17 protein-coding genes are annotated in these 20,035 nt (G+C 68.9%); 6 read left to right on the top strand and 11 right to left on the bottom strand.

Features of this window, described 5'->3' with window-relative positions:
* Positions 1 to 69: 69 nt before the first annotated feature.
* The 7 genes from ACFW0G_RS32180 to ACFW0G_RS32210 form a co-directional block, all read right to left on the bottom strand.
* Positions 70 to 1,053, bottom strand: coding sequence for a Gfo/Idh/MocA family protein (locus tag ACFW0G_RS32180; RefSeq protein WP_378329207.1), 984 nt, complete (start codon positions 1,051 to 1,053; stop codon positions 70 to 72).
* Positions 1,050 to 2,477: an NDP-hexose 2,3-dehydratase family protein gene (locus ACFW0G_RS32185; RefSeq protein WP_378329208.1), complete on the bottom strand. Its 1,428-nt coding sequence runs from the start codon at positions 2,475 to 2,477 to the stop codon at positions 1,050 to 1,052. The genes ACFW0G_RS32180 and ACFW0G_RS32185 overlap by 4 nt, the downstream gene beginning before the upstream one ends.
* Entirely contained in the window at positions 2,470 to 3,138 is a 669-nt protein-coding gene (locus ACFW0G_RS32190) for a dTDP-4-dehydrorhamnose 3,5-epimerase family protein (protein ID WP_378329209.1), read from the bottom strand. The genes ACFW0G_RS32185 and ACFW0G_RS32190 overlap by 8 nt, the downstream gene beginning before the upstream one ends.
* A 70-nt stretch (positions 3,139 to 3,208) precedes the next feature.
* Positions 3,209 to 4,267, bottom strand: a complete 1,059-nt coding sequence (locus ACFW0G_RS32195) for a methyltransferase (RefSeq protein WP_378329210.1) — start codon at positions 4,265 to 4,267, stop codon at positions 3,209 to 3,211.
* Between the two features lie 91 nt (positions 4,268 to 4,358).
* Positions 4,359 to 4,724 carry a SchA/CurD-like domain-containing protein gene (locus ACFW0G_RS32200; RefSeq protein WP_378329211.1) on the bottom strand — a complete coding sequence of 122 codons (366 nt, stop codon included), beginning with the start codon at positions 4,722 to 4,724 and terminating at the stop codon, positions 4,359 to 4,361.
* 66 nt (positions 4,725 to 4,790) lie between these two features.
* On the bottom strand, positions 4,791 to 5,816 hold the full coding sequence (locus ACFW0G_RS32205; protein ID WP_378329212.1) for a methyltransferase: 1,026 nt from the start codon (positions 5,814 to 5,816) through the stop codon (positions 4,791 to 4,793).
* Between the two features lie 32 nt (positions 5,817 to 5,848).
* On the bottom strand, positions 5,849 to 7,048 hold the full coding sequence (locus ACFW0G_RS32210) for a cytochrome P450 (RefSeq protein WP_378329213.1): 1,200 nt from the start codon (positions 7,046 to 7,048) through the stop codon (positions 5,849 to 5,851).
* Positions 7,049 to 7,576: 528 nt separating this feature from the next.
* Here ACFW0G_RS32210 and ACFW0G_RS32215 point away from each other — a divergent pair.
* The 3 genes from ACFW0G_RS32215 (at position 7,577) to ACFW0G_RS32225 (ending at position 10,733) form a co-directional block, all read left to right on the top strand.
* On the top strand, positions 7,577 to 8,152 hold the full coding sequence (locus tag ACFW0G_RS32215; protein WP_378329214.1) for an avidin/streptavidin family protein: 576 nt from the start codon (positions 7,577 to 7,579) through the stop codon (positions 8,150 to 8,152).
* Between the two features lie 167 nt (positions 8,153 to 8,319).
* Positions 8,320 to 9,384, top strand: a complete 1,065-nt coding sequence (locus ACFW0G_RS32220; protein WP_378329215.1) for a methyltransferase — start codon at positions 8,320 to 8,322, stop codon at positions 9,382 to 9,384.
* 170 nt (positions 9,385 to 9,554) lie between these two features.
* Positions 9,555 to 10,733 (top strand): glycosyltransferase family 9 protein, encoded by a 1,179-nt coding sequence (locus tag ACFW0G_RS32225; protein ID WP_378329216.1) that lies wholly within the window; start codon positions 9,555 to 9,557, stop codon positions 10,731 to 10,733.
* A 345-nt stretch (positions 10,734 to 11,078) separates the two neighbouring features.
* Here the strand turns inward: ACFW0G_RS32225 and ACFW0G_RS32230 are convergent, their stop codons facing one another.
* Positions 11,079 to 12,245 (bottom strand): class I SAM-dependent methyltransferase, encoded by a 1,167-nt coding sequence (locus ACFW0G_RS32230; protein WP_378329217.1) that lies wholly within the window; start codon positions 12,243 to 12,245, stop codon positions 11,079 to 11,081.
* A 301-nt stretch (positions 12,246 to 12,546) separates the two neighbouring features.
* Between ACFW0G_RS32230 and ACFW0G_RS32235 the strand changes: the two genes are divergently transcribed.
* Both ACFW0G_RS32235 and ACFW0G_RS32240 read left to right on the top strand, forming a co-directional pair.
* A complete protein-coding gene (locus ACFW0G_RS32235; RefSeq protein ID WP_378329218.1) occupies positions 12,547 to 13,773 on the top strand; it encodes a glycosyltransferase in 1,227 nt (408 codons plus the stop codon).
* The gene (locus tag ACFW0G_RS32240; protein ID WP_378329219.1) at positions 13,770 to 14,954 is read left to right on the top strand and encodes a cytochrome P450; all 1,185 of its coding nucleotides are present in this window, start codon (positions 13,770 to 13,772) and stop codon (positions 14,952 to 14,954) included. Before ACFW0G_RS32235 ends, ACFW0G_RS32240 begins: the two co-directional genes overlap by 4 nt.
* A 44-nt stretch (positions 14,955 to 14,998) precedes the next feature.
* Here ACFW0G_RS32240 and ACFW0G_RS32245 read toward each other — a convergent pair whose 3' ends face one another.
* The 3 genes from ACFW0G_RS32245 to ACFW0G_RS32255 are packed head-to-tail and all read right to left on the bottom strand — an operon-like array spanning position 14,999 to position 18,547.
* On the bottom strand, positions 14,999 to 15,445 hold the full coding sequence (locus ACFW0G_RS32245; protein ID WP_378329220.1) for a VOC family protein: 447 nt from the start codon (positions 15,443 to 15,445) through the stop codon (positions 14,999 to 15,001).
* A 55-nt stretch (positions 15,446 to 15,500) separates the two neighbouring features.
* On the bottom strand, positions 15,501 to 17,114 hold the full coding sequence (locus tag ACFW0G_RS32250; protein WP_378329221.1) for an FAD-dependent oxidoreductase: 1,614 nt from the start codon (positions 17,112 to 17,114) through the stop codon (positions 15,501 to 15,503).
* Positions 17,111 to 18,547, bottom strand: coding sequence for an MFS transporter (locus ACFW0G_RS32255; protein WP_378329222.1), 1,437 nt, complete (start codon positions 18,545 to 18,547; stop codon positions 17,111 to 17,113). The genes ACFW0G_RS32250 and ACFW0G_RS32255 overlap by 4 nt, the downstream gene beginning before the upstream one ends.
* Before the next feature lie 285 nt (positions 18,548 to 18,832).
* On the opposite strand from ACFW0G_RS32255, the gene ACFW0G_RS32260 reads away from it, so the two are divergent.
* Positions 18,833 to 19,996 (top strand): class I SAM-dependent methyltransferase, encoded by a 1,164-nt coding sequence (locus ACFW0G_RS32260; RefSeq protein ID WP_378329223.1) that lies wholly within the window; start codon positions 18,833 to 18,835, stop codon positions 19,994 to 19,996.
* Positions 19,997 to 20,035: the final 39 nt, after the last annotated feature.

Here is a 20,035-nt window from a genome sequence, read left to right on the forward strand (position 1 = left end):
CTCGGAACCGGAACGCGCCGGGCGGGTGTTCACGAGTGAACACCCGCCCGGCGGTTTTTTCTCCTACGCTCAGACGTCTACGACCCTGGCCGCACCCGTGACCTGGTCGACCAGGAGGGCGTGGTTCAGGGACCCGGTGGTGTGCGGTTCGAGGCCGCCCCCGGACCGGACGGCCCCGGCGAAGAGCCGGACCACGTTCACGAACTGGTGATCGGCCGGGAGCGTCCGCTCCTCGCGGTGGTCCTGCCGCTGGATCCAGATCGTCGGCTGGTACGTCTCCGGCGGGGTGAAGGCCCGGTCGACGCCCAGCCTCCCGCTGCTGCCGGAGAGTTCGTAGGTGGTCCGATACGCGTGTTCCGCACCGAAGGTCAGCTGCGCCGGCACCCCGTCCGGCGTCTGCAGCAGGATGCCGCCAGAGATCACCACACCGTGCCGCCGGGAGCGGCGGAGCACGGCCCCGGCAACGGTCAGGCCGGGACCGAGGAAGCGGGCCGCCGCCCGGAGCACGTACCCGCCGACGTCCAGCAGCATGCCGCCGCCCGTGCCGGGCTGATACCGGATGTCGGTCTCGGGTTTCGGCGGGATGGTGAAGACACTGGAGAAACCGCGGAGTTCGCCGATGACACCGTCCGCGAGCAGCTCGGCGACGGCGGCGTGCTGGCTGTGGTGCAGGAACATGAAGTTCTCGAACAACAGGAGCCCGCGTTCGCGGGCGAGGCCGAAGAGCCGGACCGCGGTGTCGTGATCGGCGCACAACGGTTTCTCGGCCAGTACGTGCTTTCCCGCCAGCAACGCCCGCTCGATCCACTCCGCGTGCATCATCAGCGGAAGGGGCAGATACACCGCCTCGACGTCCTCCCGTTCGAGGAGATGCTCGTAGCCCGTCACCGCGTCGCAGCCGAAGCGACCGGCGAACTGGCTCGCCTTCTCCCCCGTCCTGCTCGCCACCGCGACGAGACGGGCGTCCGGCTCGGCCAGCAACGCCGGGATCATGCGCCGGGCCGCGATGTCGGCGCAGCCGAGGACGCCGAACCGCACCGGCCCGGCGGTCATTCCGCTCCCCAGCCCTGCAGCGTCTGGACGCACGCGAGGCAGCTGCGGAGTTCGACGTCGAGATAGTTGCTGTGCAGCAGTAGCTCGCCCAGCTGGTCCAGCGTCATCCACCGGTACTCCTCCGGGACATCGACAGGGAAACTCTCCTCCACCTCGATGATCAGGTAACGGTTCTGGGCGTGGTAGAACCGGCCGCCCTCCTCCGACTGCAGCACGTCGAACCGGATCCGCGACGGTGGCGCGGAAAGCACGTACTCCAGGAAACGCGGGAGGTGCTTCGTGGGCACGTCACGGTAGTTCGCCGGCTGGCACTGTACCGTCGGCGCGAGCTCGGCCACGTTGAGCATCCCGGCGTCCGTGCGCGCCTCGACCAGTGCGTGCAGGACGCCGTCGATCTGCTTGACCAGCAGCGCCAGCAGGCCCGGCCCGAGCGGGGCGAGCAGCGGCTGGGTCCAGGACGGCACCTCGCGGCTGGTCGCCCGCACGTCGACGGCGACGACGGTGAAGTACTTGCCGTCGCGGTGAACCAGCTGGTCGTCGTCGCGCTGCCAGCCGCCTTCGGCGACCTCGTCGAGCGGGACCCGCTGCTGGACCAGCTCCCGCTGGGCACGGACCTCGGTGAGCCAGCTGAGGATGTCCTCGCGGCTGTGCAGGGCCGACGCCCCCTTGGCCGCCGATTCGTGCAGCGAACCGGCGAACGACGAATTGGTCACCAGCCGCTCGGCCCGGTCGAGGTGCGGCGGGAGGCACGACAGGACGGTGCGCGCGTCCATGTTGATCAGGTTCTCGACCCGCAGCAGCTGCCTGATCTGGGCGAGGGTGAGCCAGCAGAAGTCCTCGTCGAGCGGGATGTCGTCGTCCGTCGCGACGATCATGTTCCGGTTGCGCTTGTGCAGGAACCACGCGCCCTGCTCGGACTGCAGGACGTCGGCGAGGACCCGGCCGCGGCGCGGTCGCCGGAAGTACCGCAGGTACTTGATCGCGTTGCCGCCGTGCACCCCGGTGTAGTTGCTGCGCGTGGCCTGCACCGTCGGCGACAGCTGCAGGCCGTTGACGTTGCCGGGCTCCATCTTCGCCTGCATCAGGAAATGCGTGACGCCGTGGAACTCCTTGGCGAGGATGCCGAGCAGGCCGACCTCCGGCTGCACGATGATCGGCTGCGTCCAGCTGGTGATCCAGGTCCGGTCGGTCCGCACGCGCAGGCCCTCGACGGAGAAGAAGCGGCCGCTGTCGTGCACGAGGTTTCCCGTGCCTGCCGCGAACGACCAGCCCGAGAGATCGGCGAACGGCACCCGGCTCACCTCGAACCGGTGCGCCGCGGCGCGTTCGGCGAACCAGTCGTAGAACCGGCTCAGCGGCATCAGATCGCTGTCGAGGGCCAGCGCCGATTCCGCGAGCATCTGGCGGCTGCTGACGTCATCCACGACGACTGTCCTCCGTGGACTGTGCGGCCTGCCCGGCCCCGTACGACGACGCGGACAGTTCCCGGGCGGCGAGGTCCCGGTAGATCCGTCGGCACGCCTCGTACGTGGGGAGCAGCCCGGCTTCGGCGGCTTCGTGCAGGGTCGGCGCGACCTTGTCCTTGTCCGACATGACCGGTTCCCCGGACAGGTTCCACGGAATGCCGATCGCCGGGTCGAAGGCCTGGATGTCGACCATGGTGCCGGGCACGTACTCGGTGGAACAGACGTAGTTGACACACGTGTCGTCGGTCAGCGTCAGGAAGGCGTGTCCCAGTCCTTCGGCGAAGTACACCGCGAGCCCGGATGCCGCCTCCTGCAGGGTGATCTCGTACCTGCCGAAGGTCGGCGAGCCGACGCGCAGGTCGACGAGGACGTCCAGCACGGCACCGCGGACGCAGGTGACCAGCTTCGCCTGGCCGGGTGGCGTCACGGTGCCGTGGATGCCGCGGATCGTGTTCTTCTTCGAGACCGAGTAGTTGATCTGGCCGATCGTGAGCGGATACCCGGTCACTTCCGTGAACTCGCTCTGCCGCCAGTGCTCGAGGAAGACGCCGCGGCGATCCGGGACTGGATCCGGGGTGATGCGGTAGGCGTCGGGAATGCTCATCTCGGTGATCTGCACGATGCTCCGCTCTCGATCGGTCCGGCTGCGGCGGGGCTGCTCGGCCCCGGTCATCGCCGGGGGTGCGTGGTCAACTCGCCGGCAGCGCTTCGATCACGCGGTAGAACGCCGAGCCGGACTCGATGTAGGTCACTTCGCCGAGCGCGAGATCGGCACTGGCGAACAGCCGTTCGTACTCGGCGAGCGTGCGCTCCTTGCCCGTGGTGGTCACCATCGCGCCGATGTCGGAGATCGCCGACACCAGGCCCGCCGCGGAGCCCTGTTCCTGCGGTGATTCCGGCATCGGCAGCGCGACCACCATGACCTTGCCCTGCGGGCTCATCGCCTCGCGGCAGTTGCGCAGGAGCACCTCGCACGATTCGTCGTCGAAGTCGAGCAGGACGTTCTTCAGCATGTACACGTCCCCGCCGGAAGGGACCGCTTTGAAGATGTCCGAGGGTTCGCCGGTACCCCGGTCGGCGACTCCGGCCTTCTCGAACACCGCCGCCGTGCCCCGCAGCGCGACCGCGGTGTCGGCGACGGTTCCGCGCAGGTCCTCGTTCGCCGCGAGGATCGCCGCCAGGTGCAGGCCGCTGCCTCCGCCGACGTCGACGACGCTCTTCGCGTCACCGAAGTCGTACCGCGGCACGAACACCGGGAGCTGGCTCTCACTGGACGCGGCCATCGCGTCGTGGAAGATCTCGGCCAGCCGCGTGTCGGTTTTGATGTACTCGTAGAAACCGACCCCGTGCGCGCAGTCGAAAGCGGGCTTTCCGGTGCGGATGGCGTCTTCCAGCGCACCCCACGCCTGCCAAACCGGCTTCGCCGCGTGGAGGTCCGTCATCCGCCTCGCGTTCTCGGCGGCGTTGTTGCGGTACACCCGCCCCAACTCGGTGAGGTCGTACCGGCCGTCGTCCAGGACCCGCAACATTCCGACCCCGGCGGCGGCACGCAGCAGACGGGCCAGGAACCCGGCGTCGACCCCGAGGCTCGCGGCGATCTCGTCCGCCGTTTTCGGCGCACCGTCGAGCACGTCGGGAACTCCCAGCCGGGCCACCGTCGTGGAAATCTGGAAAACGGCAAAACCAAAGGTGGAGAAGAAGAACTCCGACGCCGACGGCTTCTCTTCCCGAGTTTCCGTGTCAGCCACTTTTGAGCCTTTCCGCGCAGCAGGAATCGAGCAGGAATGATTTTCGCAACGTTCGGTCGAACAGGTCTCGAACGCGTTCGGGCGGCCGGCGTTACCTCGGGACCGCGAACTGGGTGACGCAGCGCAACTGGCTGGCGCGGAAGGTGTCGAGGAAACCCTCGACGGTGCCCGTGTTCCGCGGCTTGTTCAGATAGGGAGCGAGCTTGCGCTCCACCTCCGCCACGCCGGGTTGCGTGGCCATGAACCGGATCACCGCGTCGAGATCGCCCTCGTACTCGATGAACCGCACCAGGGTGCTGTCCCGGATGAACACCGCGGTGGCCAGGATCCGGCCCTCCCGCGCCCCGCCCGCACCGGTGACGAGATTGGTTTTCGGCCGCTGGAAGTTCTGGAAGACCTCGGCGACCTCGGCCTCACAGCCGCCCTTGATGTCGTACGTTATCGCCGCGTAGGGCATGTCGGCTCCCGAAAACAGTGCTGGTTCGGACGCCCGGGACCGGCGAACCACCGCCCGGGCCGGGAATCACAGGGCTTTCTTGGCGATGACCGCGGTTTCCAGCCCGTCGTAGAGCGGAAGGGTCGTGGTCGAGGCGAATCCGGCGGCCGTCGCGTAGGACCGGCATTCGGCCACTGTGTACTCCGAGCCCCCGGTGGTGACCACGAGCAGGTTGAGACACCCGAGCAGCCCGGTCGCGTTGCGCCGGCGTTCGTCGTCGAGCATCCGGTCGTAGGTCACCAGGATGCCGCCCGGCCGCAGCGCGCGGTGGCACTGGGCGACCAGCCGGCGCCGCTCGTCGGGATTCCAGTCGTGCAGGATGTGCCCGAGGATCAGCACATCGCTCTCCGGCAGGTCGTCGGTGAAGAAGTCCCCCACGACGAAGCCGACGCGCTCCGCGGTGCCGTGCCGCCGCATGTGCTCGTCGAACAGCGGCTCGATCTCCGGCCGGTCGAAGACCGTCCCGGACAAGTGCTTCTGCGCCTTCACCAGTCCCGCGGAGAGATTGCCCCGGGCCCCGCCGACGTCGACGAACTCGCGGTACCCGGACCAGTCCAGCCCTGCCGCCAGTTCGCGGGCGATGTGCGTGGTCCACGCGTCCATCGCGGCGAGGAAGCTGCGCCGTCCTTCCATTTCCTCGTAGATGTGCTCGAAGACTTCGGCGTTGCCCCAGTCGGCGGGCTTTCCGGTACGCAGGCTCTCGGTCAGCCCGGTCCAGGCCCCGAACAGGTCGGTGCTCGCCCGCCGCATCCACCCGCCGAGGTAGGTTTCCTTGTTCTCGTCGAGGAAATAGCCGGTGGCGTCGGTGTTGCGGTACTGCCCGTCCTCCCGCTCCAGCATGCCGAGTGCCACCAGCGAGTCGAGCAGGTCACGCGCCCCGCGCGGATGCAGGTCCAGCTTCTCCTGCAGGTACTCCGCCGTCCGCTGCCCGTTCCCGAGTTCGGTGAACAGTCCGATCTCGACGGCGGACAACAGTGCTTTCGCTCCCCAGAAGGCCGTGCCGAGTTCGATGATCGGCCGGGCGCTCGGGGTCGCGCTCATCGGTGTGGTCATGACTTCCTTTCCTCCGCACGGGTTTCCCACGCTCACCACCGCAGCGGCAATGTCTCGGGTCGGCTGAAGGCCCGGTTGGCCTTCCACTCCAGTTCGGCTTCGTCGACGGCAAGGACGAACGCGCCGAGCCGGTCGAACAAGGTGTCCAGCGCGACGACGAGTTCGATCCGCCCCAGCTGCGCGCCGAGGCAGTGGTGGATGCCGTGCCCGAAGGCCAGGTGCGGATTGCGGCCCCTGGCCAGGTCCAGCTCGTCGGCGGCGTCGAAGACGTCCTCGTCGCGGTTGGCCGAGTTGATGCAGGGCAGCACCGCCTCGCCCGCCTTCACCCGCACCCCGCCGATCTCCACGTCCGCGACCGCGATCCGGATCGGGCCGACACCGCCACCGGCCTGGGAGTACCGCAGCAGTTCCTCGACCGCGGCCGGCAGTTCGTCCCGATGCTCGACGAGCCGGCGGATCGCCCCCGGCCGGGCGGTCAGCGCCAGCACGCCGTGCGCGATTTCCGCTGTGGTGGCGTGATATCCGGCCATCAGCATCGTCTCGGCGAAGGCCAGCAGCTCCTCGGTGCTGAGCGCGTCTCCTTCGTCACGAGCGGTGATGAGCACGGTGAGCAGGTCGTCGGCGGGACTGCGGCGCTTGGCGTCGATCAGCTCGGTGAGGTACCGCCGCAGATTGGCCGCCGCCGCGCCGACTTCCGCCGAACCCCGGGCGCTGACGCTGAGCATCACGTCGGTCCATTCCCGGAACAGGTCCTGGTCGGCAGGGGGCACGCCGAGCATCTCGCAGATCAGCGTGATCGGCAGGGGCTGCGCCAGCGCCGAGATCAGGTCGGCGGGCGGGCCCTGCTCACGCATCGCGTCGACCATGTCCGCGGCGAGCTTCTCGATCCTCGGCCGGAGCTTGTCCACCTGCCGCGAGGTGAACGCGTGCCCGGCCAGCTTGCGCACCCTGGTGTGCTCCGGCGGGTCCAGCACGAAAATCGACTTCGATCCGGCGGCGACCGGCAGCAGGCGCGGCGCGTCCGGCCTGGTGATCGCCTCCCGGCTGAACCGGGGGTCGGCGAGGACCTGCCGGACGTCGGCATGTTTGGTCACCAGCCACACGGTGTGCCCGTTGGCCAGGCCGACCTTGCTGACCGGCCGCTCGGCGCGCAGCCGCGCGTACTCCTCGGGCGGCAGCAGCGGATGCTTGCTGGAGAACGGAAACTGCAGCGGTGCTCGCTCGGTAGGCAACACAGCCCCCTCGGTCTCGCCGGTACCCGATTACCTGGACGCGCCGCCCGCCGGGCACTCGGAACGGCACCGCCCCAGGATGCGGAGCAGCGCTCGAACCACTCTCGAACCCGCCCGGCCATCGCGGCCCGCGCGTTCCGCGCCGGCTCGCTCAGCGGGAAAGGCGCAGCTCAAAACAACCGGTACCCGGCATATTTGACAGCCGCCGCGAGGTCACGATAGTTTGCTGGTGATTACCGTCGCCGACCAAAAATTCGGCGTTGCGGCATACCGCGACCCGGACGGCAAACGGAAATCGGTCGCCAAACAATTCCAACAATAGCATACGAACTGGGGGAAAGATCAAGTCGGCTGACGACATTCTCCGGACGTACCGGCCGGTGCGTGTTCTCGGAGCCACTGGGGATTGAATAGCATGAGCCCCGATGGGGTGGACCACCCATCGCGGGCGCTCACTCATAAAACAGTACGCGCCGTGGTCATTTGGCCTGCGCGTATCCAAGTCATATCTGTCCGAAAGGTTCCACTATGCCCAATTTCCGCAAAATCGGTGTCGGCATCGCCGCGCTGGCCCTCGTCGCCACCGCACCGGCGGCCAGCGCGATGGCCCGCCCGCTCGCCACGCAGGACACCACGCCGTCCACCGCCGAAGGCAAGGCCGCGCAGGGTATCGGTGGCGTCTGGTACCACGACGACGGTTCGGTGCTGACGCTCAAGGCGTCCCCGGACGGCCAGATCACCGGTACCTACGAGATCGCCAGCGCACCCCAGTGGGGCAAGTTCGTGGTCTCCGGCCGCTACGAGACCACGCCGGCGGCGGGGACCGGGGCGGCGGCGGGCTGGGTCATCGCCTGGCACAACGACAAGCAGGACTTCCACTCGGTGACCAGCTCGAGCGGGCAGTTCTTCGGCGGGGACCTGCAGCGCATCTTCGTCCAGACGCTGTCGACCCACGGCACCACCACGAACGACATCTACCTGTCGACGATGGTGGACCACGACAGCTACAGCCGCACCAAGCCGTCCCAGGCCGAGATCGCGAAGGCCCGTGCCGATAAGCCGTGGTCGGCCGGCCCCGTCGCGGGACCGGGCGCCGGTCGCTGACCGTCCCACCAAACAATCCACAAAGGACATAGCAGAGGCCGTGGGCCGCGATCACCGTCGCGGCCCACGGCCTCTGTCCTGCGACCGGTTTCCCGTTCGCGCACCAGCCGGGTACGAGGCGCGCCCCGGATGATGCGACGGTGACCACCGGACGAGAGGGACGATCAATGGATACGCAGGGCACCGGACCTGGCGTCTACGACAAGTTCAACCGGTCCGAAGCGGATCTTCCCCCCGAGCAACGGGTACTGGGCCTGTTGTACGTCAAATGGATACTCGGCGCGGTGCGCGCGATCGTGGAGCTCGAGGTGCCGGACGCGCTGGCAGGCGGACCCCGGACCGTGGCCGAGATCGCGGCGGCGACCAACACCCAGCCCGATCCCCTCTACCGCATGCTGCGCGCCGTGGCAGCCACCGGCATCCTCACCGAGGGCGGCGACGGCCGGTTCGCCCTCACCCGGCTGTCGACAGGGCTGGCCTCCGGAGTGGACGGCGGCAGCCGCGACATGCTCCTGTTCGCCACCGACCCGATGTTCTGGCGCCCGTACGAGAACCTCGCCCACACCGCGCGTACCGGCGAGACGGCCTTTTCCGCCACGTTCGGCATGTCCTTCTACGACTACCTCAAGGCCAATCCGGACAGCGCGGCGCTGTTCAACCGCGCGATGGTGCAGAACCACTGGCCGCTCACCGATCAGCTCATCGCCGAGTTCGACTTCGGCCGGTTCCCCCGCATCGCGGACATCGGCGGCGGCAAGGGCCAGTTCCTGGCCCAGATCCTCCGCCTGCACCCGGGCAGCACGGGCGTGCTGGCCGACCAGCCGCACACCGTCGCCGAGGCCACCGAGGTCCTCGAGAAGGCGGGGGTCGCCGACCGGGTGACCGTCGTGCCGACCGACTTCTTCGTCGAGGTGCCCGCCGGCTGCGACGCCTACTTCGTCAAGCACACCCTGCACAACTGGGACGACGCGGAAGCCGAGCGAATCCTGCGCCGGATCCGGGAAGCCATCGGCGGCAACGACGCGGCCCGGCTCCTGATCCTCGACCAGGTGCTCCGCGGTCCCGGCGAATGGGACAACGGCAAGCTCATCGACGTCGAAGCCATGGCCGTCATCGGCGGCCGGGAGCGCAACCGCGAGGAGTGGCACCGCATCGCCTCGGCCGCCGGGTTCGCGCCGGTCACCGAGCCGAAGGAAGGCGACCTCGCGCTGCTCGAATACCGCCCCGTCTGATTGTCCTTTGTGGACTTCCGAGCGGTGAAGGGGTCCTTCGGTGCATTGGGCGCCAGGAAGGACCCCTTCAGGGCCTTCGCTGTACCTCGCACCACGGCCCCGCCGGCCAGCACCCGGTCGATCACGGCCAACCACCACCGACAGAACCTCATGGGGAAGGAATCAGCCACATGGCCGTTCGCGCAGCCGAATCCGTGCTGGTGAACTTCGTGAACTGGGAACAGGTCGGCCACGCGGTCGAGGCGGTGCACTGCTGCCTCGGCTACCACCGGGCCGACCCGTCCCGCAGAATCGGCATCGTGCTCAACGCGAACACCGCGACCGACATCGCCCATTGGTGCCCCTTCATCGACGAGGTGTACACAGTGGACGTCACGTCGAATCCCGGACCGGCCGCGCTGGCGCACATTCCGCGCGACTGGGACTGGGTGGTCGACGACGGGCGGAACTGGAGCAGCCACCGCGAAGCCTATCCGGAGCTGACCCGCTACTACGACTACGCGCGCGACCACTTCCGCACCACGGCCGGACATGTGGCCCACGACCTGTTCCAGATCGGCAAGGACCACAGCGAACCGGCCACCGGTGCACCGTCCTACCGGACCGGGAACCGGCTGAGCCTCGAACTACCCGCCGCGGCCCGATCCTGGGCCGAATCCGTGCTGCCCGGCACCGGGGGCGCGCCGACCATCGCCGTGCTGCCCGCGGGCAGCGACCTGCGCTGGCGGTACCCGTCGACGGATTCCTGGCGCCTGATCCTGAAGTCCCTGCAGACGCGGTTTCCCTCGGCACGGTTCTGCTTCGTCGGCAAACTCGCCGCGGACGAGCGCACCAGCACGGCGTTTTCCCGCCGGGAGTTCGACGCGCTGGCCGCTGTGGTCACCGAGGCGGTGTCGGCGGTGGACCGGCCGCTGGCCGAGCAGCTGGCCGCGATCGAGCGCTGCGACCTCCTCCTGTCCCCGCACAGCGGATACTCCTTCGCCGGGCTGGCCGTCGGCACGCCATGGCTCGTGCTCAGTGGCAACAAATGGTACGAGCACTACTTCAATCCCGGCGTGCCGTTCTACTCGGTCCTCCCCGACCTCGCCCGGTACCCGTGCTATGTGTGGCTGGGCAACGAGCCGGACCCGGTGGACGACGACGGCCCACGCTCCCCCAGCATGTGCGCCGAGCGCATCCGGGCCGATCTGCCCGAACTCCTCGACGCCGCGGGCCGGCTGATCGAGGGCACCTGGGACTTCCCGGCCGCGATGGCCGACCATTTCGCCCGGCTGTCCCGGATCTCCGGGGGACGCACCGACGTCGTGTTCACCTTCGACGACCTGCACACCGCCTACCTGCCCCACTAGCCCGGCGCGGCTTTGCCGGTGAACGGTGAAGGCCTCCTTCACAGCGTGGAGCGCTGTGAAGGAGGCCTTCACCGCGTTCGGCGGGGCCGGGGTGCGTAGTGCTCAAGGGCTCGCCGTGGCGGCCGGGGCTTCACGCTGCGGCCGTGGCTGTCGCGAACGCTCCGTTCGAGACGCTCATCGTCGGCAACGGAGCGTTCACGGCATGGAGGGACGCCCCCGATGCACCCAACGCACCCAGGGACGCCCTTGTCGCCCCCCAGGCCGGCGCACCGAAGGCATCCTCCAGCACATCCACGGCCCCAGAACCCGTAGTGAGAAAGCCTCACTGCGGAATGCCGTGGTGGTTCAGGAAAGCGGCCACGAACGAATCCACTCCGGAATCCCGCCTTCGAGATTCACGCCTTTCTCCAGGAAGGCGATGTTGTGGTAGACGTACATGCCCGCCAAGGAGGACGCGGGTCCGCCGGGCTCCGCCTCGGCCTTCCCCGTCCATTCTTCGTGGTGCAGTTCGTCGATGAGGCGTTTCAGGAGCCCGACGGAGGTGCCTGGTCCCCCTTCACCGCCCTCCGTGCCCCCGTATCCCGGAACGTAAGTGGTCCACAGATCTTCGATGACGTAGAAGCCGCCCGGTCGCACGTACGGGAACAACGCGGCGAAAGTGATCAGCACGTGCTCGTTCTGATGACTGCCGTCGTCGATGACGATGTCGTACGGGCCGTCCCTTTCGGCCAGCGCGACCAGTGTGTCCACATCGGACTGATCGGCGGTGATCGTCCTGATGCGGGGCGCGTCGAGACCGTTCTTCGGGTAGACGTCCATGCCGTGCACGATGCCCCGGCGGAAGTAGCGCTTCCACAGTTTCAGCGACTGGCCGCCCTCGTCCGGGTCCTGGAACCCGCCGATCCCGATCTCCAGCACGCGCACCGGCCGGTCCCGGAACCGGCGGAAGTGCCGTTCGTAGTGCGGGGTGAACCAGTGCAGCCCGCCCCACTTGTCGGCGCCGTACCGGACCGCGTACTCCTCCAGCGAGCCCCGCTCGGGATCGGTCCCGCCGAACAACGCGTTCGCGGCGCGATGGACCTGGTCCACCATCCCGGGCTCCGGAACCGTTGTCGCCTCGCGCGGCTGGCCGTAGAGCGGCACGGTCCGGCGTCCGGCGTTGGCGGCGCCCGTGGGCAGGCCGAACAGGGTACGCACGAGCTGGGTGGCGGTGTACTCCACCAGCATGCCCGGTTCCCCGGACGGCGCGCCGCGCGCCACGTCGATCGGCCGTCCCGCCCGCAGTGTCAGCACGAAGCTTTCCCGCTCGTCCCCGTCGACGACGTCCACGGCGATGCGGACCGGCTCGGAATTGGTGGGATCGTCCGCGCGAAAGACGAGTTCGTCGATCAGCAGCGGGGCCGTCACGGCAAGAGGCGTACCCGCCAGGGTCTCCCGCAGGCGCCCACCGTCGTCCGCGACGTCGATCAGGCGTTCCAGCAGCGCGGTCGCCCGCGCGGCTTCTCCACTCATTTGGTCATCCTCACGGTCGGCCTCGGCGCTTCTCGCGCTTTTCGGCACACGATCACATCGACGAGTCTCCCTGCATATCTACCGCGAATCCCTCGAACTCCGCTGAAGTGCGAACAAAAGGGATTCCGGCGAATCGGATCGCGGATTCCACTATGGCGCACCAGGCCGAGCTGGTAGCGTAGGTGACGCCACCGGCGGAATCGGCCGGTGCTGCGAGATTTGTCTCCGCGAACCCGTTCCGGTCTTTCGTGAGTTCGGTGCGGGAATCATCGGCCAGTAGTCTGGGAAAGGGGGACGCACAGTGCGCGTACTACTCTCGACCGTCGGCACCCGCGGCGACGTCCAACCGTTGGTGACGCTGGCGTCGCAACTGGAGGAACTCGGCGGGCAGGTACGCATCTGCGCCCCGCCCGACTTCCGCGACTGGATCACCGGGCTCGGCATCCCGTTCGCCCCGCTCGGATCACGGCTGGACGACGAGGCTGCGGGGGCGTCGGTCGCCTGGCACGAACTGACCGCCGACGAGCGGAACCGGCTGGCCGAGAAGATGGTGGCGGCCCGGTTCGGCGCGATCCTCGAAGCCGCCCGGGACTGCGACGTGGTGCTGGGTTTCGCGCCGTTGCAGGTCGCCGCCCGGTCCGTGGCCGAGAAACTGGGCCTCCCCTACGTCTACGCGACGCACTGCCCGGCGACGCTCCCGTCCGCCCACCACGCCCCGCCGCTCCTGCCGGGACAGTCGCCCGCTCCCGGGCCGGTGGACAACCGCGCCCTGTGGGAGGAGGACGCGCGCGGCTGGCAGGAAACCTTCGGCGCCGCGCTCAACACGCAGCGCGTCGCGGCCGGGTTGCCCCCGGTTTCCGATGTGCGAAGCCACATCTTCACCGACCGGCCGTGGCTGGCCGCCGACCCGGCGCTCGGGCCGTGGCCCGAACCCGGGGACGGCACGGTGTTCCAGCCGGGCGCGTGGCTCCCGCGGGACGAACGCCCGCTGTCGCCCGAGCTGACGGCGTTCCTCGACGCGGGCGCCCCTCCGGTCTACTTCGGATTCGGCAGCATGCCCGCTCCCCAGGAGTTCAGCAGGGTGGTGATCGAGGCGGCGCGCTCGCTCGGCCACCGCGTGGTCCTTTCGCACGGCTGGGCCGGACTGTCCCCGATCGACGACCGGCCCGACTGCCTGGCGATCGGGGAAGCCAACCTGCGCGCGCTGTTCGGCCGGGTCGCCGCCGTCGTCCACGCCGGCAGCTCGGGCACCCTCACCCTGGCGGCGCTGGCCGGCGCACCCCAGGTCGTCCTTCCGCAGGCCTGGGACCACTTCTACTGGGCAGAGCGGATCGACGAGCTCGGCATCGGAAGCGCACACGCGCCCGGCGCACCGACCGTCGGCTCGCTGGCCGCCGCTCTCGAACGGGCCCTCGCGCCCGCCGTGGTGGCCAGGGCCAGAGCGTTCCCGGTCCGCACCGACGGGGCCGCGATCGCCGCGGAACGCCTGTCCGCACTGGGAACCGCGGCAAGGAGGTCGCACACATGACAGCGCTCACCTGGGACACCCACCCCGACCACACCTGGCTGCGCGGGCAGGCACCCGACCATCCGGTCGAGTACGACGAGCACCACGAGTACTGGAAGGTCTTCGGCCACGCCGAAGCGCTCGAAGTCCTCGGCGATCCCGGCCGTTTCTCCTCCGACCTGTCGCGGATCTCCCCGGAGTTCGCCAGCGAACTCGACGACGGCAGCCTGATCAGGGTGGACCCGCCGGAGCACCGCAAGCTGCGTACCATCGTCAACCACGCGTTCACCCCGAAGACGGTGGACGATCTGGCACCCCGTATCGACGCTCTGGCCACGGAACTGCTCGACGCGGTCACCACCGGTTCCTGGGACCTGGTGACCGAACTGGCCTATCCGCTGCCCGCGATCGTGATCGCCGAACTGCTCGGGGTACCGGCCAGTGACCGGGAGCTGTTCCGCGAATGGGCCAACGCCATGGTTGAGAGCACCATGGAACCGCCGACGAACGAAGCGGAGGCCACCGAAACCCGCGACGAGTTCGAAACGCTCATGGCGAAGTGGCGGCCGATGCTGGACTACCTGCGCGAGCACGCCGTCCAGCGGCGGCACAGCCCCCGCGACGATCTGCTGACCCATCTGGTGGAAGCCGAAGTGGACGGTGAGCGGCTGACCGACCAGCAGGTGGTCAACTTCGCCAACGTACTGTTGTTCGCCGGGCACATCAGCACCACGATGCTGCTGGGCAACACGGTCCTGTGCCTGGACGCCTTCCCGGAGCAGCTGGCCAAGGTCCGGGCCGACCGGTCCCTCGTCCCGGCGGCGCTCGAGGAGTCGCTGCGGTTCCTCACCCCGTTCGCGGAGACCATGCGGGTCACGACCACGGAGGTGGAACTGGGCGGGCGGGCCATCCCGCCGGGGCGGCTCGTCCGGCTCTGGCTGGCGGCCGCGAACCGCGACGAGCGCGTGTTCGACCGGCCGCACCAGTTCGACGTGGGCCGGAATCCCAACCCCCACATCGGTTTCGGCCGCGGCATCCACTTCTGCCTCGGTGCCCCGCTCGCCCGGCTGGAGGGCCGGATCGTGCTGAACCTGCTGCTGGACCGGTTCGCGGAGCTGCGGACCGATCCGGCGAATCCCCCGGCTTTCGTCTCCTCGCCCGACTTCACCGGAGTCCGCACCCTGCCGGTGCTGACCCGCTGAGCCCCGCCCCGGACACGGCCGGAGCGTAGTGGGCCGATCGGACGTCAGTTCTTCTTCAGCTCCTCGGCGAGCATCACGATGATGCCGCTGGGACCGCGGACGTACGTGAGCTTGTAGATGTCCTCATAGGTGGCCACGCCGCGAAGCGGACGGCATCCGTGTTTCGCGGCTGTCTCAAGGGCTTTGCCGATGTCGTCGACCGAGAAGGCGACGCGGTGCATGCCGATCTCGTGGGGACGAGTGGGATTCGACTCGATCGCCTGGGGGTGGACGTACTCGAAGAGCTCAAGGCGACCGTGACCGTCTGGCGTCTGGAGCATCGCGATGTTGGCGTGGTTGCCATCGAGGCCGACGGCGGTGTCGGTCCACTCACCACTGACCGTGTCGCGGCCGACGACCGTGAGACCGAGGTCTGTGAAAAAGGCGATCGCCGCTTCGAGATCGCGAACGGTGATGCCGACGTTCTCAAGTTTGATGGGCATGTGCTGCATGCTACCGAGTAGCTCCGGTGGCGAGCCGGGGCTCGATCCTTTTGTCAGACACGACCTAGTGGCGAGCGAGCACGTCGTGCAGGGCACGGCGCAGCTCGTCGCCCGGATTGCCGGGCAGGCCGGTGGCGCGCCAGGCGACGATGCCGTCCGGCCGGACGAGACTCGCGCCGGTGCCGGTGATGCCGTAGCTGTCCAGGAACCGGCGCTCGACGTCCTGGAGCTCGGCGCCGATCCGGTGCACGGCGAGGTCGACCGGCACCACGTCCGCCGCCGCCTTGGCCGCCGTCACCCACTCCTCCCCCTCGGGCCCGGCCAGCAGGACGAAGGCACCGGTGAACAGGTCGAGCGTGGAGATCCGCGTACGGTCGCCGCGCAACCACACATGCGGTGCCCGCAGGCCGGGCCGCCCGCTGGGCGCACGGGGATCCTCCAGCGGAGAGTCCGGTGTGGACGCTTCGGCGAGCACGGCCGCCGACGTGTACCGGTAGCCGAAGGTCACGGTGTTGTCGTCGAGCTCCGCGATTTCGGCGGCATCGCCCTTCTGCCGCGCCCGCAGCAGCCGCGTCGAATGGCCCAGGACGACCCGCGCGACCGGGCGGCGCTCCTGTTCGTAGGTGTCGAGCAACGCGGGATCGGCCTGCCCTCGCAACACGGCGGCCAGCTTCCACGCGAGGTTGTGCGCGTCGGCGATTCCCGTGTTCGCGCCGAGGGAACCCACCCGGGGCAGCACGTGCGCCGCGTCGCCCGCGACGAACACCCGGTCCGCCCGATACCGCCGCGCGACCCAGCCCTCGGTTCTGACCCGGGTCAGCTTCTGGGCCCAGCCCGCCGCCAGCGGAACCAGCGTCACCGCGAGGTCCGGTACTCCGACCGCCTGGCGGACCAGCTCGACACAGAACTCTTCCGGCACCTGGCCGAGATCTCCGGTCAGCCCCGGGTGGTCCGGCACGCCGAGCATCCACCGGCCCCGCTGCCGCATCGGCGCGAGCATCGTCCCGGTCACCGGTTTGTCGAGATAGGCCACCAGGAACCGGCGCCCGCGAAGCACGGCGCCGAGATCGGCTTCGAAGACGAAGTGCACCGAGTTGTGCAGCACACCGGGGCCGTCGGCGTGGATGCCGAGCCCGCTGCGGATACCGGCGCGGCGACCGTCCGCCGCGACGAGGTAGTCGGCGGAAACGCGGTATTCGGCACCGCCGTGGAGACTGCGCACCACGGCCGAAACGCCGTCGGGGCCGGCGTCGAAGCGGATCATCTCGGTCCCGAAGCGCAGATCGGCTCCGGCGTCCTCGGCGCGGGCCCGCAGCAGCCGCTCCAGTTCGTCCCGGTCGATCATGGCCCACGGGCTGGCGCTCACCGACGACGGCGGGTGGGTGACCGCGGTGCCGCTGAACCGCGGCTCTCCGTTCAGGGTGTCCATGCCGATGATCGCCGGGTGCCGGGCCAGCATCGACTGCCTGCCGAGGATTTCGCGCTCCACGCCGTGCGCGCGGTAGATCTCCAGCGACCGCGAATTCAACGCCCACACCTTCGGCACGATCGCCGTGCGCGGATGCCGTTCGACCAGCATCGGGCGAAATCCCTGGCGGGCGAGGAAGAACGCCGTGGAAAGCCCGGTGACGCCGCCACCCACGATCAGCACCGGAGCCCGGCAGTCCTGCCCTGTCATCGGGCCGACGCCCCGTGCCGTTCACTGTCCACAAGGGACTCTCCGGCAGCCGCCCCCTTCGGTATCGACACCGCGGCGAGCAGCGTGATCAGCAGTACCCCGACGCTGACCGCGATCGTCACGGCGGTGGCCGTCGCGGAGCCGCTTCCCTGGAGACTGAAGAACACCGTGCCGGACACGGCGATGCCGCTCGCCGTGCCGAGCTGGAGGTTGGTGCCCACCAGGCCGGAAGCGGCCCCGGCCTCCTCCGGGACGACCTCGGCCAGGGACAGCGTGAACACCAGGTTCATCACCGCCCCGATCCCCAGGCCGAACACGAACGTGGGCACCGGCGGCACCCAGGCCGCCAGCGCGCTGCCGAGACCGGCCACGAGCACCGCCAGCGCTGCCAGGCCGGCCAGCGCCAGCACCACGCCGGTGGTGACGACGGGCTTCTGCCCGAACCGTTTGGCCAGCCGCACCGCGGCGAAGTTGCTCGCGACGGTGCCCAGCGCACCGGGCAGCAGGAAGACGAGCGCGACCAGCAACGGCGGATATCCCAGTCCCAGCTGCAGATGCAGGTTGAGGACGAAGAACACGCCCATCCCGATGCTGAGGGTGAACAGGATGGCCAGCCCCGACCGCAGCGTCCGGTAGCGCAGCAGCGTGGGCGGGATCAGCGGCTCGCCGCCGCGTCGCGACTGCGCGCGCTGCTGGCGCGCGAACAGCCAGAACAGTGGGATGGCGGCCACGAACAAGACGATCACCCAGACCGGCCAGCCCAGTTCCCGCCCCTGCACCAAGGGGTAGAACAGTGCGAACAACGCGGCCACCAGCAACACCAGCCCACGGGAATCGATGCGGTGGCTCAGCGCGCCCTTGCGCGCCGGGATCGTCCAGACGATCCCGGCCACCACGAGGACCCCGAGTGGCACGTTGATCAGGAAGATGGCCCGCCAGCTGGTACCGAACAGGTTTCCCTGGGTGAGCGCGCTGCCCAGCAGCGGCCCCGCGATGTTGCCGAGCGTGAACGAGGCCGTGTAGAAGGCTGTCGCCTTCGTGCGTTCCTCCTCGGGGAACTCGGTGTAGATGTACGACAGCACCTGCGGCACCATCAGCCCGGAGCTGATGCCCTGCAGTACCCGGGCCGCGATCAGCACGCCCACGTTCGGCGCGAGCCCCGCCGCCAGGGAAACGATCGTGAACAGCACCAGGCCCGTCAGGAACAGCCGTTTGACGCCGTAGCGGTCGCCCAGCCTGCCACCGGTGATGAGGGTGAGGGCCAGCGCCAGCGCGTAACCCGCCGAAATCCATTGCAGTGCGGCCTCACCGCCACCCAGCTGGTTGTGGATGACCGGCAGCGCGACCGTCACGATCTGGTTGTTCATCAGGTCCACCAGCGTCGCGCAGATCACCACCCCCAAACCCCACCACCGCAACGCGAACCTGGGCACGGCCGTCTACCTCCCACAGAGCCACACAGAGACACCGGCGCGCGTCGCCGCGCCCGGCTGAACCGATTCCCAGCATCGGGCATGACCCGACGCGGAGTCAACCATGTACATGAATAAACTTGTCATCCGGTTATTAAGCTCGCCCGCGGGCACCGGCCCCGCCTGCTTCAGCCACGCCCGAGGCCGGTTCCACCGCGGTGCGATGGACTCGGCGTGGCACCGGCCGCGGCGTACCCGAGGCGAGGTCCGGGCTGCCGACCGATCCCTGCGGCAAGGAGTTCCCCCGTGCATGACAACCATCGAGCAGCCGAAGTCCTGGTGAACGTGGCAGCGGGCAGCGACGCCGAGATTTCCACCGCGATCGACGCCATCGGCTTCCCTGCCGCCGCGCACTACCTGCTCGGCGAACTGACCGAACGCTGCAACCAGGTCACCGTTCCCACGAGGACAGCGGTACACCTCAGCGTGGGCTGGACGACGCGGAATCACGACCACGGCTTCGTCTTCGACGACAAAGGCATGACCGCGGTCGCGGGAACACCCGAGGACCCGCAGGTGCGCATCGAGATCCCGGTCGCCGATCTCACCCGGCTGCTCCTGGCGCCCGAACGGCTCCGCGGCACGGCCCAGTGGAGGCACCGCATGCTCCCGGAGTTTCCGGAGCTCGCGACCGACAACGGGGCCGCGGCGCTCGCCGGGAAGATCGATCCCATCGGCTGCGTCGGCAAGGCGACGCAGGCGATTCTCGGCGGTGCCGGCGAAACGCCGAGCCTGCAGGAACTCGCGGTGCGCTACGGTTCGGACAAGTGGGGCAGCACGCACTGGTACACCCCCCACTACGAGCACCATTTCCGGCCGTGGCAGGAGGAACCGGTCAGGATTCTGGAGATCGGCATCGGAGGGTACGGCGAGACCGAGTACCAGGGCGGCTCGCTGCACATGTGGCAACGCTATTTCCGGCGAGGCCTGGTCTTCGGTGTCGACATCACCGAAAAGAAGGTGTCCGGGCCACGGATCCGCACTTTCCAGGGCGACCAGAACGACCCGGAGTTCCTCACCGGCCTGGCAGACGAAATCGGTCCGCTGGACATCGTCATCGACGACGGAAGTCACGTGAGCGAGCACATCCTGACCTCGTTCGGGACGCTCTTCCCGCTGTTGAAACCGGGAGGACTGTACGTCATCGAGGACCTGCAGACGTCCTATTGGGGAAACTACGGCGGAAACGCGCAGGACGTCGACTCGCCGCTGACTTCCGTCGGCTTCCTCAAGACGCTCGTCGACGGCCTCCACCACCAGGAACGTGTGGACCGGAGCGGCGAGCCCTCGTACACCGAGCAGCACGTCACCGGGCTGCACTTCTACCACAACATCTGCTTCGTCAAGAAGGGCGCCAACAACGAATGCGGCCCCGACTGGCTTCGCCAGTTCGGCTTCGACCCTCGCTAGCCGGGGTTCGCCGTGAAGGCCTCCTTGCCGGCGCTGATC

Origin of the sequence: Amycolatopsis sp. NPDC058986 (assembly GCF_042741125.1) — a bacterium.
In the GTDB taxonomy this organism is placed as follows: domain Bacteria; phylum Actinomycetota; class Actinomycetes; order Mycobacteriales; family Pseudonocardiaceae; genus Amycolatopsis.